This is a genomic window from Cytobacillus firmus (assembly GCF_023715565.1).
Classification (GTDB): domain Bacteria; phylum Bacillota; class Bacilli; order Bacillales; family Cytobacillaceae; genus Cytobacillus; species Cytobacillus firmus_C.
Genome location: NZ_JAMBOJ010000014.1, coordinates 54307 through 70735 on the forward strand (window position 1 = coordinate 54307; position 16429 = coordinate 70735).

Sequence of the window (16429 nt, forward strand, 5' to 3'; positions counted from 1 at the left end):
GGAGTTGTCACAATGAAAAAGAAAAACAGTGTGTTTCTCATCATTACCATACCCGCTTTCCTTCTTTTCTTCATTTTCCACAGTTTTCCCGCTTTGCAGGGGATTTTTTACAGTTTCACTGATTGGAAGGGGTATGGAGATTGGAACTTTGTTGGGTTAAAAAACTACCTTAACGTTTTTAAAGATGAACGGGCAGGGGATGCCTACTTATTTACTTTTAAATTTGCTATTGTTGCGACCATTTTGGTCAATATCATAAGCCTTCTTGTGGCTATCGGGCTTAATTCCAAGATAAAGTTTCATAAAACGCTTCGGGCCATCTACTTTTTGCCTTACATTTTGAGTATCTTGATTGTTGGCTTTATCTTTAATTTTATTTTTGCTCATTTCCTGCCGCAGATCGGTGATGCATTCGGATGGGAATTTCTGACCCGTAATATTCTTGGAAACCCTGATCTTGCATGGATCGGGATTGTCATTGTAGCCGTTTGGCAGGCTGTGTCATTTAATACCATATTGTATCTTGCAGGGCTTGTGACAATTTCAGAGGATTTATATGAAGCAGCAAGCATTGACGGAGCCGGTGTCTGGACAAAGTTTTGGAAAATTACGTTTCCGCTCATCGCGCCATTTTTCACCATTAATATGGTTCTCTCATTGAAAAACTTCCTTATGGTCTTTGATCAAATTGTTGCCTTGACTGGAGGAGGTCCGGGAAAGTCAACCGAATCCATTTCCCTGCTAATTTACAGAGGAGGATTTGAAGGCGGAGAGTTTGCCTATCAATCAGCCAATGCAGTCATATACTTCATCGTCATCATCGTCTTTTCTGTTATTCAGCTGAAATTCTTAAATAAAAGAGAGGTGGAAAACTAATGAATGGCAAAAAAACGAGCTGGCTTGTGACCACTCTATTAATCTTAGGTTCATTGCTCATTCTTTTTCCACTGTATTTAACCATTACCATTGCGTTTAAAACACCGCCTGAAATGGCAGGGAATTTACTTGCTCTTCCTAAATCGTGGTCATTTGACAACTTTGCTAAGGCTATCGAAATGACTAATTTCTTTAATGCGTTTAAAAACAGTGCATTCGTTACAATATTTGTGGTCATTTTTACTGTGTTAACGAACTCGCTTGTATCTTATGCCATCGCCAGAAACCTTCATAAGAAGTTTTATAAGTTCCTATACTTCTATTTTTTAAGCGCGATGTTTATTCCTTTTCCAATCATCATGCTCCCGCTTGTCAAACAGACCAGTGCATGGGGAATGGATAACCTGATTGGCTTAATCATTTTGTATATCGTTTTCAACCTTTCTTTTAATGTATTTATCTATATTGGCTACATTCGTGCCATTCCAGTTGAGCTGGAAGAGGCAGCTATTATGGACGGTGCAACCACATGGGGTGTGTTCTGGAAAGTCATTTTCCCGCTTCTGGCACCAATGAATGCAACAGTAGCCATCATTACAAGCCTTGGGGCATGGAATGACTTCATGCTTCCGCTTGTCCTGCTCAGCGACAGGGAAATGGCTACACTTCCTCTGGTGCAGTACATTTTCCAAGGCCAATTCAGCACAGATTATAATCTTGCATTTGCCTCTTATTTAATGGCTCTTGCGCCAATGATAATTGTGTACATCTTTGCTCAAAAATGGATCATAAGCGGTGTAATGAAGGGCTCAATAAAATAAAGATGAAATTATTCTTTGATCGGAGTTGTTTAAATTGAACAAAACATGGTGGAAAGAAAGCGTTATTTATCAAATCTACCCAAGAAGCTTCAATGATTCAAATGGGGACGGGATTGGCGATATCAATGGAATTACTGAGAAAATCCCATACTTAGCTGAATTGGGGATCGATGTCATCTGGCTATCCCCCGTTTACAAGTCGCCTAATGATGATAATGGCTATGACATCTCAGATTACCGTAATATCATGGATGAATTTGGAACTATGAAAGACTTTGACGGCATGCTGGCAAAAGCCCATGAATACGGCATCAAAATTATGATGGACCTTGTTGTCAACCATTCAAGCGATGAACACCAATGGTTCCAGGAATCGCGAAAATCTAAAGATAATCCATATCGAGATTATTATATCTGGAAAAAGACGGACAATGGCGAGCCACCTACAAACTGGGGAGCAGCGTTTGGCGGAAGTGTATGGGAATTTGATGAACAAACCGGCGAATATTACCTGCATCTGTTCAGCAAAAAGCAGCCTGACTTAAACTGGGAAAATCCTGTTTTGCGAAATGAAGTGTTTGAAATGATGCGCTTCTGGCTTGATAAAGGCATTGATGGATTCCGCATGGATGTCATCAATTTCATTTCGAAGGATATCAGCTATCCACAGGGAGAGATTCGCGAAAGCCATAAATATGGGGACGGCAGCAAGTATTATATGAACGGTCCAAAAATTCATGAGTTTCTGCAGGAAATGAACAAAGAAGCCCTTAGTACCTATGATACCATTACGGTTGGAGAGATGCCTGGTGTAACAGTGGATGAAGGCAAACTCTACACCGGACGGGACAGGAATGAATTAAATATGGTTTTCCATTTTGAACATGTGGGCCTTGGAGATGGACAATACGGCAAATGGGATCCCCGCCCCTGGAAGTTAACTGATTTGAAAAAGATCTTTAACAAGTGGCAGAAAGGCCTTGAAGAAGATGGCTGGAATAGTTTGTACTGGAGCAACCATGACCAGCCCCGCGCCATCTCCAGATGGGGTAATGATTCAGAAGAATACCGTGTTACTTCTGGCAAGATGATAGCCGCTTGCCTTCATATGATGCAGGGAACACCTTATATTTATCAGGGCGAGGAAATCGGCATGACAAATGTTAAATTCGATGATATCAATGATTACCGTGATATCGAAACATTGAATGCCTACCGTGATCTTACACCTGATTCCTTAACACATGAAGAAATCTTTAAAGGCATTCATGAGAGAAGCAGGGATAATGCGAGAACGCCTGTTCAGTGGGATGCCAGCCCGAATGCAGGATTTACAGACGGAAACCCTTGGATCAATGTGAACAAGAATTATGAGAAGATTAATGCCGAAGCAGTTTTAAAAGACGAGGACTCTATTTTCCATTTTTACAAAAAGCTCATTCAGCTTAGAAAGCAAAATGAAGTGATTGTATATGGAACATTCGATTTAATAATGGAAGAGGATGAGCAGATCTTTGCTTTTACACGGACTCTGAGTGATGACCGGCTGCTAGTGATCTGCAACTTCAGTGATGAAACACCGGACTTTAAGCTGCCGGGACATATCCTTTACTCGTCTAAAGAACTTTTAATATCAAACCTGGCTGCAGATGAAAATGAAGAAATAGATAACCTGACACTCAAGCCATTTGAAGCTAGAGTGTATCGTTTGAAAAAATAATGACAGGGCCTGTTTAGGGCCCTTTTTTACAATATGATAATAATGAGGTGGCCCCTGTGAATAAAAAGTGGTGGAAAGAAGCGGTTGTATATCAAATTTACTGGAGAAGCTTTTTTGATTCCGATGGTGATGGCTATGGTGATTTAAGAGGGGTTATAAAAAAGCTTGATTATGTTAAGAAACTTGGTGTTGATGTGATTTGGCTGAATCCCTTTTATCAATCACCAGACCGGGATAATGGTTATGACATTTCAGATTATTATGGGATTATGGAAAAAGCCGGTGACATGGCAGCTTTCGATGAGCTGATCCATGAAATTCATCAACGGGGTATGAAGGTCATTATGGATTTAGTTGTGAATCATACTTCTGACCAGCATCCCTGGTTTATGGAATCACGGTCATCCCAAAATAATTCGAAAAGAGATTGGTATATTTGGAAGGATCCAAAGGATGGAAGGGAGCCAAATAACTGGCGGTCCTATTTTGCTCCATCCTGCTGGGAATGGGATAAAGCAACAGGACAATATTATTATCATTCCTTTGCAGTCGAGCAGCCCGATCTTAATTGGGAAAATCCTGAACTGAGGCAGGAAATCTACAAAATGATGCGCTTCTGGCTGGACAAAGGCATTGATGGGTTTCGAATGGATGTGATTAATTTACTGGCCAAAAAAGAAGACTTATCAGATGCTGAGAATCCTTACAATATAAGCTACTTGGCCAATAACCCTGGAATCCATGACTATCTTAAGGAAATGCACCGTGAAGTCCTTCAGCATTATGATGTAATGACTGTGGGTGAGATACCGTTTGTTTCACCGGAAGAGGGATTGCTTTATGTAGATGAAAGCAGAAATGAACTGAACACTCTGTTCCATTTTCAGGTGGCAGATGAAATGCCGGTATTGGATATGCTCAGATTCAAGGAAATCCAAACAAGCTGGCATGAAGGCCTTAAGCAAAAAGGGTGGAATTCGCAATTCCTTAATAACCATGATCACACAAGACAGGTTACCCGCTATGGAAATGATGGCCAGTACCGTATTCAGTCCGCGAAGCTTTTGGCAGCTATGATTCATACCCTGCCTGGAACGCCTTATATCTATCAGGGCGAAGAAATCGGCATGACAGGTGTGAGATTTGATTCCATTAATGACTACAATGATATTGCTATGAAAAATAAATATAATGAAGAAGTTGCAAAAGGGCGTGATCCCGAGGAGGTCTTTGAAAGCATATTGCTTTTGAGCCGTGATAACTCCAGAACGCCGATGCAGTGGAGCTCCAGCAGCCAGGCAGGCTTTACAGCTGGTGAGCCATGGATCAAAGTGAATCCGAACTTTAAGGAAATCAATGCAAAAGCTGCTCTAGAGGATTCAGACTCGGTGTATTATTTTTACCAAAAGCTGATAGAACTAAGAAAACAAAACGAGGTAATGGTTTACGGGGATTATAAGGATCTATTGCCAGATGATGAACACCTATATGTATATACACGTTCCTATAATGATGTAACCTGGCTCATAGTTTTAAACCATGATGACGAGCAGCAGAGATTTACCTTTAATGGATTCAATAATCGGAAGCTGATTCTTACTAACTATAAGAGAGACTTTGAAGAAAATGAAGAAGTCCTGCACCCCCATGAAGCGAGAATTTATAAGATAAATTAATGGTTAAAGCAGAGGACCCGTGAGGTTCTCTTTTTACTTTGCGAACTTTGAAAGGTATTCAGAAAAGTTCCACTTCACTTTCTCCCCAACCCTCCCCATGCTATCATTAACAAATAGTCTATTCTGGGAGGATTCATATTTGAAAAAGGACTTACTTGAAAAAGCAGCAGAATTTATATAAATGTATTATTGTGAACAGAATAAAAGTTTTGCTGAGCTAAGCAGCAGGGTAACAGAAATCGAATATTCCATTGCAAAGCAAGTATTTTATGAACATACTTTTGAAGAATTGGAATTTGGTGCAAAAGCAGCCTGGCGAAATAGCAATCGCTGCATCGGCAGGCTCTTCTGGGATCAACTGAATGTATTGGACAAGCGGAATGTGAAACAAGTGGATGAAGTATTTTCTGCTTTTTTTGAACATATACAATTTGCCACTAACAATGGCAGACTGCGTCCGGCCATCACCATTTTCTCTCCGGACACTTCCGAACAGGGACTTAGAATTTGGAAGCATCAGCTAATCCGGTATGCTGGGTATGAGACAGAGGAAAGGATTATTGGCGATGCTCACTCCATCGCATTTACAAAGCAATGCATGAAATTGGGCTGGGAGCCGAAGTACGGCAAATTTGATGTGCTGCCATTAGTTATACAAATGAACACAGCCACCCCAATTAAGGGAAATACCGAAAGAGCTGATTCTTGAAATAGAGATTGAGCATCCAGAGTATAAATGGTTCAGTGATCTCGGTCTGAAATGGTACGCAGTACCGATGATCTCGGATAGGAAACTGGAAATTGGGGGCATCTCCTATAATTCAGCCCCATTCAATGGCTGGTATATGGGTACTGAAATTGGTGCTCGGAACCTGGCAGACGATTTTCGTTATGATATGCTCCCGCAAATTGCCTCATTAATGGGGCTTGATACCAGGTCGAATTCTTCGCTGTGGAAGGATCGGGCCCTGGTGGAATTAAATGCAGCAGTACTGTATTCCTTTAATAAAGACGGGGTTAGCATAGTAGACCATCATACTGCTGCACAGCAATTCAAGAATTTTGAAGAAGACGAAAAGAACCAGGGAAGGGATCTGACCGGTGACTGGACCTGGCTGATTCCGCCCGTTTCCCCTGCTGCTGCACATATTTTTCATAAGCAGTATAATAATGAAGTGAAAACCCCTAATTACTTTTATCAAGACACTCCTTATCAAAAATGAAAGCCGGCTTGCAAAAATGCCAGCTTTCTTCATTTATTAATTCATCTCTTCATCACTGGTTCTTGGGTCTGTTTTCTCTGGAGGAATCTTAGATAGCTGGTCCATAGGCTCCATCATAGATTCAAGGAGACTTCCTTTAACTTTGTTTTCTTCATTAATATTATTTGACTGAGCATTCTCGCGGCTGTCCATCATGTCACCTCATTTTTTAGTTTTTACATAGAATTCACCTTCCGCTTTGTGATTATCCCAAAAACCGTGAAATCATAGGTTAAAATCCCTTTCGGTGGAAATAATGGAATCTAAAAGATCTATGGAGAAAACCAATGATTAAAATATTATTAATTGCAACACTGGCCATGATTTCCTTATTGTATATTTTCTTATTATTTATGTTAATTTACGGCTGGCGCTGGTTAATGAAACGGGCAGTAAAGCAGGCCGGTAAAATTATCATGACAGACAGTTATCAGGAAAACCTCATTGAGCTGATTCCAGGCTTTAAGCATATGGGCATTCAAAATGCGCTTGAAAATAACCTGCGGGCCGAAACAGGGGATGTCCTGCACCGCCCGTTTGGCTCATCGAAAAAATGGCCGCATTTTGAAGAACTTACGTTTATCCCTGCACAGACCTCCCCTTTCCCCATTGACAGTGACGTAGACGTTGATGTGAAAGTGACAATTGGTCCAAAAGCGAAAAAGCCGATGAAAATCAAGATTCCCCTGATGATTAGTGGAATGGCATATGGAATCGCTTTAAGTGAGCAAGTCAAAATTGCATTGGCCACAGCTGCCAAGAATACAGGGACAGCCATCAATTCCGGTGAAGGCGGAATACTGCCTGAAGAGCTTGAAAGTGCAGGGAAGTATATTCTTCAGTTCTCCAAGACGGAGTGGGGCAAGGAAGAGAAGACTATTAAAAGGGCGGACATGATTGAAATTAAGCTGGGTCAGGGAGCTACATTGGGAATGGGCGGAAACATCTCTCCTGAAAATTTAACAGGTCGTGCAAGGGAAGTAATGGGGTTAAAGGAAGATGAAACTGCCCATATAATGGAACACTTTTTTGAAAAACAAACATTGAAGGATTTAAAGGAGCTGGTGGATGAGCTGCGTAAAATGTCCGGCGGTGTCCCGATCGGAGCAAAAATAGGGGCAGGCGGAAAGATCGAAGATGATATTGATCATCTACTCGAAATCGGTGTGGATTTTATTGCGGTAGATGGAGGACAGGGGGCTTCTGTCGGTGCACCTCCCTTATTGGCAGATGATTTTGGTATACCAACCCTTCATGCTATCACGCGTGTCTCGAACCATCTTGAAAAAAGAAAAAAGAAGGGGGACATCAGCTTAATTGTTTCTGGAGGACTTTTTAACCCAGGGCACTTTTTAAAAGTTCTTGCACTTGGAGCAGATGCGGTATATCTGGGATCTGTTATGCTGTTTACTGTTTCACATACACAAACCCTGAATGCACTTCCTTTTGAACCTCCAACACAGGCTGTATGGAACGAGGGGAAATTCACAGATGTATTTAAAACAGAAGATGGTGCTAAATCAGCGGAAAAGTTCTTGACCGCAAGTACTGAGGAAATTAAACTGGCCCTTAGAGCCATGGGAAAAAAGTCATTAAAAGAATTATCCAAGAAAGATCTCGTGTCTTATGATGAACACACAGCGAAAATGATCGGAATTCCTTTTTCCTTTGAACCATGGGAGGATAAATCAAATAAAGCATAATAAAAGCCTGGCACCTTTAGCCAGGCTTTCGCTGTTACTCATCAATATCTTTCTTTACTTTTGTTTTTTCCTGAGGCTGAAACCGATAAGGATTTTGCGTTCTTAAATATACTGGCCGTAAAGGCTGAAAAGGGAATCTGATAAAGGAATCTTTCAAATCCCGATACCTTGGCGGATAAAACGGTGCCAAAAAAGGTCTGTCGAGAGATGTTAGCCTGATCATATGAGTTAACAATATACAGGAACAGAAAAGCACACCGACAAATCCCCATAATGTGGCAAAAAACAAAAACGGAAATCTTAGGTATCGAATTGAATTATTCATTTTGTAGACTGGTGTTGTAAAAGAGGCAAGAGCTGCCAGTGCGATAATAATTAATAGGACATTACTTGTCAGCCCCGCCTGCACAGAAGCTGTCCCAATGACAATCCCGCCCACGATACCGATTGTCTGGCCTACTTTTGTGGGCAATCTGGCGCCAGCTTCTCTTAAAAGCTCTATTACCAGTTCAAGAATTAAGGCTTCATAGAATGGCGGCAAAGGAATATGCTGTCTTGAAGTCACTAGTGTTCCTAACAAATCCGTGGGGATGAGCTCCATATGATAAGTCAGTGTTGCAACATATATGGACGTAACCTGTATGGAAAAAATAACAGAAAGGGCCCGCAATATTCTTCCGAAAGAAGCGATAGTCCAATTTATAAAATAATCTTCAAACGAACTGAAGAATTCCGCAAACGTTGTAGGAGTGATCAGCACATGCGGTGACCCGTCTACCGCGATTACGACTTTTCCCTCAGCTAGGACAGCAGCTGCCCTGTCCGGTCTTTCTGTATCCAGCACCTGAGGGAAAGGAGAGTTCTTATTATCTGAAATCAACTGTGAAATATAAGAACTATCAGTGATTTCATCAAAATCGATATTCTCGATTCTTTCTTTAACCTTGCTGACATAATCTACATTCGTGATTCCCTCTATATAGAGAACGGCCACAACTGTTCTGGAAATACTGCCGATTAAATACTCCTCAATGATCAGTTCAGAGGTGGGCAATCGTTTGCGGATTAAATTCAGATTATTCTCCAGTGACTCGACAAAGGCCTCCTTTGCTCCAAGAACGGTTTGCTCGACTTCAGGGTGTGTCAGCTCCCTTACATAAGTACATTTAGCAGCCATAAAAGCTGCTTTAGTATTCTCTGCTTCGGTTGTAATCATCACATAGCCATTTAATAGCAAATATTCAGCAATTGAAAGATCTTCGCAAATTTGAATGCTTGCAGATGGCAAAAGCCTCTTCAAATTATCTATATTGTTGAAATTACCCTGAAGAAGCTGAGGGAGCAAACTTTTGGTGATCACCTTTTGGTCAGTCAGTGTTTTGTAGTAAGTAAAAGAAAAACAGAGTCCTGTTTGTCTATTGCTATATATATTTTTTTGAAAATCATGAGACCGTGAAAGCGACTTTTCCAGCTCCTCAAGTTCGACTTCTGACACGGGTCTCTTCTTTTTTATCATTTTTTCCATTCCGCAATCACCAGTTTGTTTCGGCTTTAAATGTAGTGTTTCCGTTTTTGGAAAGATTATGTATGAACTGGGGAAAATAACAAAAAAGCCTGCCACAATGTGGCAGGCCTGGGTATTATACCGGTTCTTCTTTGCGGGATTTAAAGCAGGATGAAACCAGCTTTTCAAGATTCTCAAATTCTTTGGCATCTAAAAATTCGATGCACTTGCTCAAAGAATGAAGTGCACTCTCAATGAGGAATTTCCTTGGTTTTTTCGAATGAACCATTTCTTCCTGAATAAAGTCCAGAAGATCCATACAATCATTATGTTCTTCCTGTTTGATGGATTTCTTTAGAGTCAATATGGATTTGCAGAGAATATACACATTTCCATGGTCCCGCTGACGGTACCTGTTTTCAATAAGTTCTGGTTCCAGCAGATAATCACCGGCTGAACTAACTTCTTCAACGACCTTCCTTATCCTGTCTACACTATAGCGGACCACTGGATTAATGTTTGAAGAGAATTCAAAGAATTTAGTATAGTATTTTACATTATGATGGAGGATGCCAAGGAACATAACGGCACAATCCAGTAAATAGGGCTTCTTATCTTCCCCAAAAATTTCGATAAACCGTCCAAATATCCAATCCACCATTCTAAGTTGGCCTTCTTTTATAAACTGCTTGAGTTCAGGGTCATTAGAAACAAGGACTTCTTCAAAAAGGGCAACCAGCTTATTGGTCCGATTCATATTCATTTGCAGTTCAATCTGCTGAGTGAATACCTCCAAGCTGCTTGGACTCTGGCCAATAAGAAGCTTATTGCGTTCTGATTCCATTTTTTCATGCAATGTTTTAAAAATGGAAATAAGCAGTTCGTTTTTTGAAGAAAAATAGTTATAGAAAGTGCCCTTTGAGATTCCGCTGTAATCTAAAATATCCTGAATGGATGTAGCCTGAAAACCTTTTTCCAGGAATAATTGATGTGCTTTTTGTATTACATGCATTTTCCTGTTATTCATTTATAATCACCTGTCATTTTATTTGAACTATGTGTATAACTTAATACTACCTTAATGAATTAATTTACACAAATCCTCTATTTTACAAGGATTTTTTTGTTGCAAAAATTGAACTCATAGTATATTATATGATTTGTGTGTAACAGGAGTATAAAAGAATGAACTGATTGTACAGGAGGAAATATAATGGAACAAGCAATAAATAATAAAACAGACCGGGCTCCTTATGGAATACTTGCTGTTTTAATGATCGGGGCATTCATTGCCTTTTTAAATAATACATTGCTTAATATTGCGTTGCCATCTATTATGGCAGATTTAGAAATAGAAGCAGCAACAGTGCAGTGGCTGACTACCGGCTTTATGCTGGTTAATGGTATCTTGATCCCGGCTACTGCCTTTTTAATTGAAAAATATACAGTCCGCAAGTTATTTATTGTGGCAATGGGATTATTTACAATCGGTACCCTGGTAGCGGGTATTGCTCATGTATTCCCTGTATTGCTGACCGGCAGAATGCTGCAGGCATCAGGGTCGGCAATTATGATGCCACTATTGATGAATGTAATGCTGATCAGCTTCCCAGTAGAAAAACGCGGAGCAGCCATGGGTGTATTTGGATTGATTTTAATGTTTGCCCCTGCAATTGGGCCAACACTCTCAGGGTGGATTATCGAACACTATGATTGGAGAATGCTCTTCCACTTCCTTTCACCGATTGCGGGTGTCATTTTAGTTCTTGGAGCCGTCATGCTTAAAGACAAAAAGGAAAAAGTGAATATCCGTCTGGATATGTTTTCTCTTATCCTTTCAAGTTTAGGGTTTGGCGGAATACTTTACGGGTTCAGTTCTGCAGGTAACAAGGGCTGGGACAGCCCGCATGTGTACTTAACAATTGCAATAGGATTAATAAGTTTGATTTGGTTTATTTTAAAACAAACCAAATCAGAACGTCCGATGCTTAATTTTGGTGTATATAAGTACCCGATGTTTGCATTATCATCTGCTATCAGCATGACGGTAAATATGGCGCTATTCTCAGGAATGATTCTGATTCCAATTTATGTTCAGACATTAAGGGGGATTTCACCATTGGATGCAGGATTGATGATGCTTCCTGGTGCTCTGGTTATGGCTGTGATGTCTCCACTAACTGGAAAGCTGTTCGATAAAATAGGGGGCCGAATTTTGGCGATCATTGGGTTAGCCATTACAGTAGGAACAACGTATGTATTCAGCAGGCTTACTTTGGAAACAACTTATACTCAGCTGATTATACTCAACTCTATCAGGATGTTCGGGATGTCCATGGTCATGATGCCGGTCTCTACAAATGGCCTTAACCAGCTGCCTAGAAGGCTTTATCCGCATGGTACTGCAATGAACAACACACTGAATCAGGTGGCAGGTGCCATTGGAACAGCCTTATTGGTAACAGTTATGTCAACAAGAACGGAAACACATGCTGCAGAAATTGCGAAAGAAGCGATGAAAGGCGGGGCTATGGCTAACGGTGGCCAGATGACTCAAGCTGCTGTGGAGGAAATGCAGCAGCAGGTTCTAATGAAAGCCATGCTTGAGGGAATCAACGATGCGTTCTTCGTAGCAACCTTTATCGCTGCAGCTGCACTTGTTCTGGCTTTCTTCATTAAACGTGCAACTCCTATGGAAGACTCTGTTGAAGAAGCAAAACAGGAAAAAATAGTACCAAAATTGGCTAAGAATTAATTTCGAAGGGAAATCCTAGGATTTCCCTTTTTTTATACTTTAAGCTTCGATTTAGAAACATTCATGGCCAGTAAGGCGTCTAATAGGTATACAAAAATTTTACTGAAACACAGATTTGGAGGCAGAATTTATGCAAGTTAGAGGTCTGAATCATTTTTTATTTTCGGTTTCGGATTTGGAGAGATCGATACAATTTTATCAGGAGGTATTTGATGCGAAGCTTCTGGTAAAAGGCAAATCGACTGCATATTTTGATATGGCCGGGATCTGGATTGCCCTGAATGAAGAACGTGACATACCAAGGAATGAAATTTCCCATTCATATACACATATTGCTTTTACAGTCGATGAATCAGATTTTGAGAATATGTGCAATAAACTTGGTGAGCTAAGGGTGCATATTCTGCCTGGCCGTGCAAGGGACCCTAAAGATAAGAATTCGATCTATTTCACGGATCCGGACGGACATAAATTTGAATTCCATACAGGTAAGTTAAAAGATAGATTAGAATATTACAGAACAGAGAAAGAACATATGGAGTTTTTTGATTGAAAAAAGCCTGCAATGCTTTTTGAGCATTGCAGGCTTCTAATTATCTATTTTTTCCTATTAATTTGATTGATTGGTGTCCGCTGTGAGGGTGAGGTGAAAATAAAATATGATCCAAATACAGAGCTTCCAGCTTTCGGTCACTTAAATTGAACAAGCTATGATTATGCTGGAATTTAGATAATGATAATAATTTGCTGATTAACGTTTCCCTGTTTAATGGCATGTATAAAACCCTCCTTTAGTTATTTATATTTTAATTCATATTTATCCGATTAGTCAAGTAGGAATTAAATTTTATTGGAAAATGACCAATTTTAATTATTGGAATTTTCAGCCTTTTAAGTCCTTTTATGCTAGAATATTCTTATTGAGAACAAAAAAGGGGACTTATATGAAAAATACAGCTCTTTTCATAAATAACCATTTACTCGATTTGATTTTTGAAAGTACATATTATGGCATTGTCATTGTTGATCAAGATGGGACAATCCAGTATATGAGCAATAATTATTGTGAATTCCTTGGAGTCAAAAGGGACGAAGTTATTGGCAGACATGCCACGGATGTAATAGAAAATACAAAAATGCATCTCGTTGCACAAACTGGCAAGCAGGATGTAGCAGATTTACAATTTTTGCAAGGTGACTTTGTTATTGCAAACCGCAGTCCAATTATCGAAAATGGTGAGATCGTCGGAGCAGTCGGGACGATCATTTTTCGTGATTTAGATGATTGGAAGAAATTGAACAGCCACATTAAAGGAGTATTATCCGAGCTTAATTATTATCGAAGCGAGTGGAATGAGTCGAATGGGCTAAGATATTCCCTTCATGATCTGATCGGAGAGACACCGGAGATTAAAGATCTGAAAGATAGAGTGATGCGCATTGCAAGAGGCGATATCTCTGTGCTATTGAGGGGCGAGAGCGGCACTGGAAAAGAAATCCTTTCCCAAAGCATACACCAGCTGAGTGAAAGAAGCGACAAACCTTTTGTTAAAGTAAACTGTGGCTCTATACCTGAACATTTATTGGAATCTGAGTTATTCGGCTATGAGGATGGAGCATTTACAGGTGCAAGAAAAGGCGGGAAAATAGGAAAATTCCATTTGGCTGATGGAGGGACTATTTTTCTTGATGAAGTAGGCGACATGCCATTGCACATGCAGGTGAAACTATTAAGGGTTCTTCAAGAAAAAGAATTTGAACCTATTGGGGCTCTGCAGCCTAAAAAGTTGAACGTTCGAGTAATAGCAGCTACAAATCGTCCACTTGAAAAAATGATCAATGATCAATTATTCCGGGAAGACTTGTTTTACAGGATTAATGCAGTTCAGTTATTTATCCCGCCATTAAGGTCCAGAAGATCTGATTTGCCACTTCTGACCGAACACTTTTTGAAGAGGGTTGCAAAGCGGATAGGCAAAAGGGTCACTGGAACAAGTTCAGAGGCCGCTTCTCTGATTAGACAATATGATTGGCCTGGGAATATCAGGGAATTAGAAAATGTTCTGGAAGCAAGTGTCCACTTAACTGACAGTGATTTAATAGGTGTTGAAGAACTTCCTGAATATCTGAAAGGCGGGAAAAAGATATCAGAAGTGAAAAATCTAAAACTTTTATTGGAAGAAACCGAAAAGAATGCAATTGAAACAGCACTAAAAAGGTTCATGTATGATAAAAATAAAGCTGCCGAATCACTGGGAATCGGCAATTCAACTATTTACGATAAAATAAAAAAATACAATATTACTTATTAATGCTAAAATCCGGGAACTCGGAATCTATTCCGAAATCCCGGATTTTTTTGTTTTTCATGGAAGTATTAGGTTGAGGAGTACTTTAAAATACGATAAAATTTCTGAAAACTCGGAAAATAATTTAAAAAATGGCTTATCCAATGGATCTCAGAATGTGGCACAGAACTTGCAATAACTTTTATAGGAAATCAATTACGAAGTAAATGTATACGGTTACATAATTAAAGGAGGAGGATACCTTGGATCTCGGATATTTTACAAGGAAAATGGCACTTGATATTAATCGTGAAAATCCTGCCAAAGTGGCAATTAAAGAAGAATCCGGCAGAGAATGGACTTACGAATGCCTTCACAGTACTTCAAACGCTTATGCAAATAAGCTTAAAGATCTTGGTGTCCAAAAAGGCGATAGGGTTGGGGTTTTGCTCTATAACTGTCTTGAATATTTTGCCCTGTATTTTGCGGCTGCGAAAATTGGAGCTATTGCCGTCCGTTTAAACTTCCGACTTTCCAGCAGCGAATTTGAGTATGCCCTAAATGATTCCGGTACCAAAGTTTTATGCTTTCACTCGGAGCTGACTCCCAGGATTGAAGCTATTCACAATAATACAGGAGTAGAAAGATATATTTGCCTGGCGAACAGGATTGAGGAAATTCCGGTATGGTCGGAAAGCTGGAGGGTTCTTGAGGATGGCGATGAGGATGAAATCAAGACAGACTCCATTCGCCTAAGTGATCCCGTTATGCTTATGTATACGTCCGGTACCACCGGAAGACCGAAAGGGGCCATCTGGACTCATGAAACCACTTTTTGGTTCTCTGTTATGCAGGCTCTTAAGTGGAACTTTAAAGGAAAGGAAATCGGAATGACTACCGGCCCGCTCTATCATGTAGGAGCAATGGAAGATATTGCGCTTCCCATTTTAATGATGGGGGGAACGGTGATTATAACTGAGAGCAAAGGTTTTGAAATAACCAGAATCTTATCAGTGATAGAAAAAGAAGACGTAACGGATTGTTTCCTTTTCCCTTTTATGATTTATGAGATGCTCAACCTTGCTAATCTAGGGGATTATAAATTTATAAATTTAAAAACAATTTATACAGGCGGAGACCCGTTAATGCCATGGGCACTTGAAAAATTAAAAGAGAATTTCCCGGATATAGGCATTGTTCAGGTATATGGACTTACAGAAGGAACTCCCATTGCTGCCTGTCTCGATTCCGAGGATGTTTTGAAAAAGGGGAAAACTGTTGGAAAGCCATTGCCATTAACGGAAATTCAAATTATTGACCAGAACGGAGTGCCCCTTCCTCCAGGGGAAATCGGGGAAATTGCGATTAAAAGTCCCGCCGTGTCAGCTGGATATTGGCGAAAACCGGAAGCCACCAAAGAAACCTTCACAGGCGGATGGTGCAGGACCGGTGATTTAGGGGTGCTGGATGAAGAAGGATATTTATCCATTGCCGGACGAAAAAAAGATATGATTCGGAGCGGCGGAGAAAATGTGTATGCTGCTGAAATTGAAGATGTCTTATACCGCCTTGAAGGTGTGAAGGAAGTATCCGTTATCGGAGTTCCGGATCCGAAATATATTGAAGCTGTATGTGCAGTCATAGTCAAAAAGGAAGGCAGCACGTTTACAGAAGAAGAAGTCATCGAGCATTGCAAAAATTATCTGGCAAGCTATAAAAAACCAAGAAAAATTATCTTTACAGAAGAGCTGCCCCGCACACCTTCGGGTAAGGTTCAGAAGTTCATGCTAAGAGAACGATATAACTGATAGGAGGAGGAATGAA

13 protein-coding genes and 1 pseudogene are annotated in these 16429 nt (G+C 40.2%); 10 read left to right on the forward strand and 4 right to left on the reverse strand.

The window, feature by feature from the left end; translation table 11 throughout:
• Positions 1–12 precede the first annotated feature (12 nt).
• The 5 genes and pseudogenes from M3205_RS07680 to M3205_RS07700 all read left to right on the forward strand — a co-directional run bounded on the left by M3205_RS07680 (position 13) and on the right by M3205_RS07700 (position 6316).
• Positions 13–876: a carbohydrate ABC transporter permease gene (locus tag M3205_RS07680; protein ID WP_035330521.1), complete on the forward strand. Its 864-nt coding sequence runs from the start codon at positions 13–15 to the stop codon at positions 874–876.
• Entirely contained in the window at positions 876–1697 is an 822-nt protein-coding gene (locus M3205_RS07685) for a carbohydrate ABC transporter permease (protein WP_251169378.1), read from the forward strand. Before M3205_RS07680 ends, M3205_RS07685 begins: the two co-directional genes overlap by 1 nt.
• Before the next feature lie 34 nt (positions 1698–1731).
• Positions 1732–3417, forward strand: coding sequence for a glycoside hydrolase family 13 protein (locus M3205_RS07690; RefSeq protein WP_251169379.1), 1686 nt, complete (start codon positions 1732–1734; stop codon positions 3415–3417).
• Positions 3418–3473: 56 nt separating this feature from the next.
• Positions 3474–5093 (forward strand): glycoside hydrolase family 13 protein, encoded by a 1620-nt coding sequence (locus M3205_RS07695; RefSeq protein ID WP_251169380.1) that lies wholly within the window; start codon positions 3474–3476, stop codon positions 5091–5093.
• 181 nt (positions 5094–5274) lie between these two features.
• A pseudogene (locus M3205_RS07700) lies at positions 5275–6316 on the forward strand (nitric oxide synthase oxygenase).
• 36 nt (positions 6317–6352) lie between these two features.
• Here the strand turns inward: M3205_RS07700 and M3205_RS07705 are convergent.
• Entirely contained in the window at positions 6353–6511 is a 159-nt protein-coding gene (locus tag M3205_RS07705; protein ID WP_251169381.1) for a hypothetical protein, read from the reverse strand.
• 131 nt (positions 6512–6642) lie between these two features.
• On the opposite strand from M3205_RS07705, the gene M3205_RS07710 reads away from it, so the two are divergent.
• Positions 6643–8058 (forward strand): FMN-binding glutamate synthase family protein, encoded by a 1416-nt coding sequence (locus M3205_RS07710; protein ID WP_251169382.1) that lies wholly within the window; start codon positions 6643–6645, stop codon positions 8056–8058.
• Between the two features lie 34 nt (positions 8059–8092).
• On the opposite strand, the gene M3205_RS07715 is transcribed toward M3205_RS07710, so the two are convergent.
• A complete protein-coding gene (locus tag M3205_RS07715; protein WP_251169383.1) occupies positions 8093–9583 on the reverse strand; it encodes a spore germination protein in 1491 nt (496 codons plus the stop codon).
• A 115-nt stretch (positions 9584–9698) separates the two neighbouring features.
• Entirely contained in the window at positions 9699–10589 is an 891-nt protein-coding gene (locus M3205_RS07720) for a TetR/AcrR family transcriptional regulator (protein WP_251169384.1), read from the reverse strand.
• A gap of 186 nt (positions 10590–10775) precedes the next feature.
• Between M3205_RS07720 and M3205_RS07725 the strand changes: the two genes are divergently transcribed.
• Positions 10776–12317 carry a DHA2 family efflux MFS transporter permease subunit gene (locus tag M3205_RS07725; protein WP_251169385.1) on the forward strand — a complete coding sequence of 514 codons (1542 nt, stop codon included), beginning with the start codon at positions 10776–10778 and terminating at the stop codon, positions 12315–12317.
• Positions 12318–12447: 130 nt separating this feature from the next.
• Entirely contained in the window at positions 12448–12870 is a 423-nt protein-coding gene (fosB, locus tag M3205_RS07730; RefSeq protein ID WP_251169386.1) for a metallothiol transferase FosB, read from the forward strand.
• Positions 12871–12910: 40 nt separating this feature from the next.
• On the opposite strand, the gene M3205_RS07735 is transcribed toward fosB, so the two are convergent.
• Positions 12911–13093: a hypothetical protein gene (locus M3205_RS07735; RefSeq protein ID WP_076256156.1), complete on the reverse strand. Its 183-nt coding sequence runs from the start codon at positions 13091–13093 to the stop codon at positions 12911–12913.
• Between the two features lie 168 nt (positions 13094–13261).
• On the opposite strand from M3205_RS07735, the gene M3205_RS07740 reads away from it, so the two are divergent.
• Positions 13262–14629 carry a sigma-54 interaction domain-containing protein gene (locus M3205_RS07740; RefSeq protein WP_251169387.1) on the forward strand — a complete coding sequence of 456 codons (1368 nt, stop codon included), beginning with the start codon at positions 13262–13264 and terminating at the stop codon, positions 14627–14629.
• Between the two features lie 239 nt (positions 14630–14868).
• Positions 14869–16413, forward strand: coding sequence for an acyl-CoA synthetase (locus tag M3205_RS07745; RefSeq protein WP_251169388.1), 1545 nt, complete (start codon positions 14869–14871; stop codon positions 16411–16413).
• Positions 16414–16429: the final 16 nt, after the last annotated feature.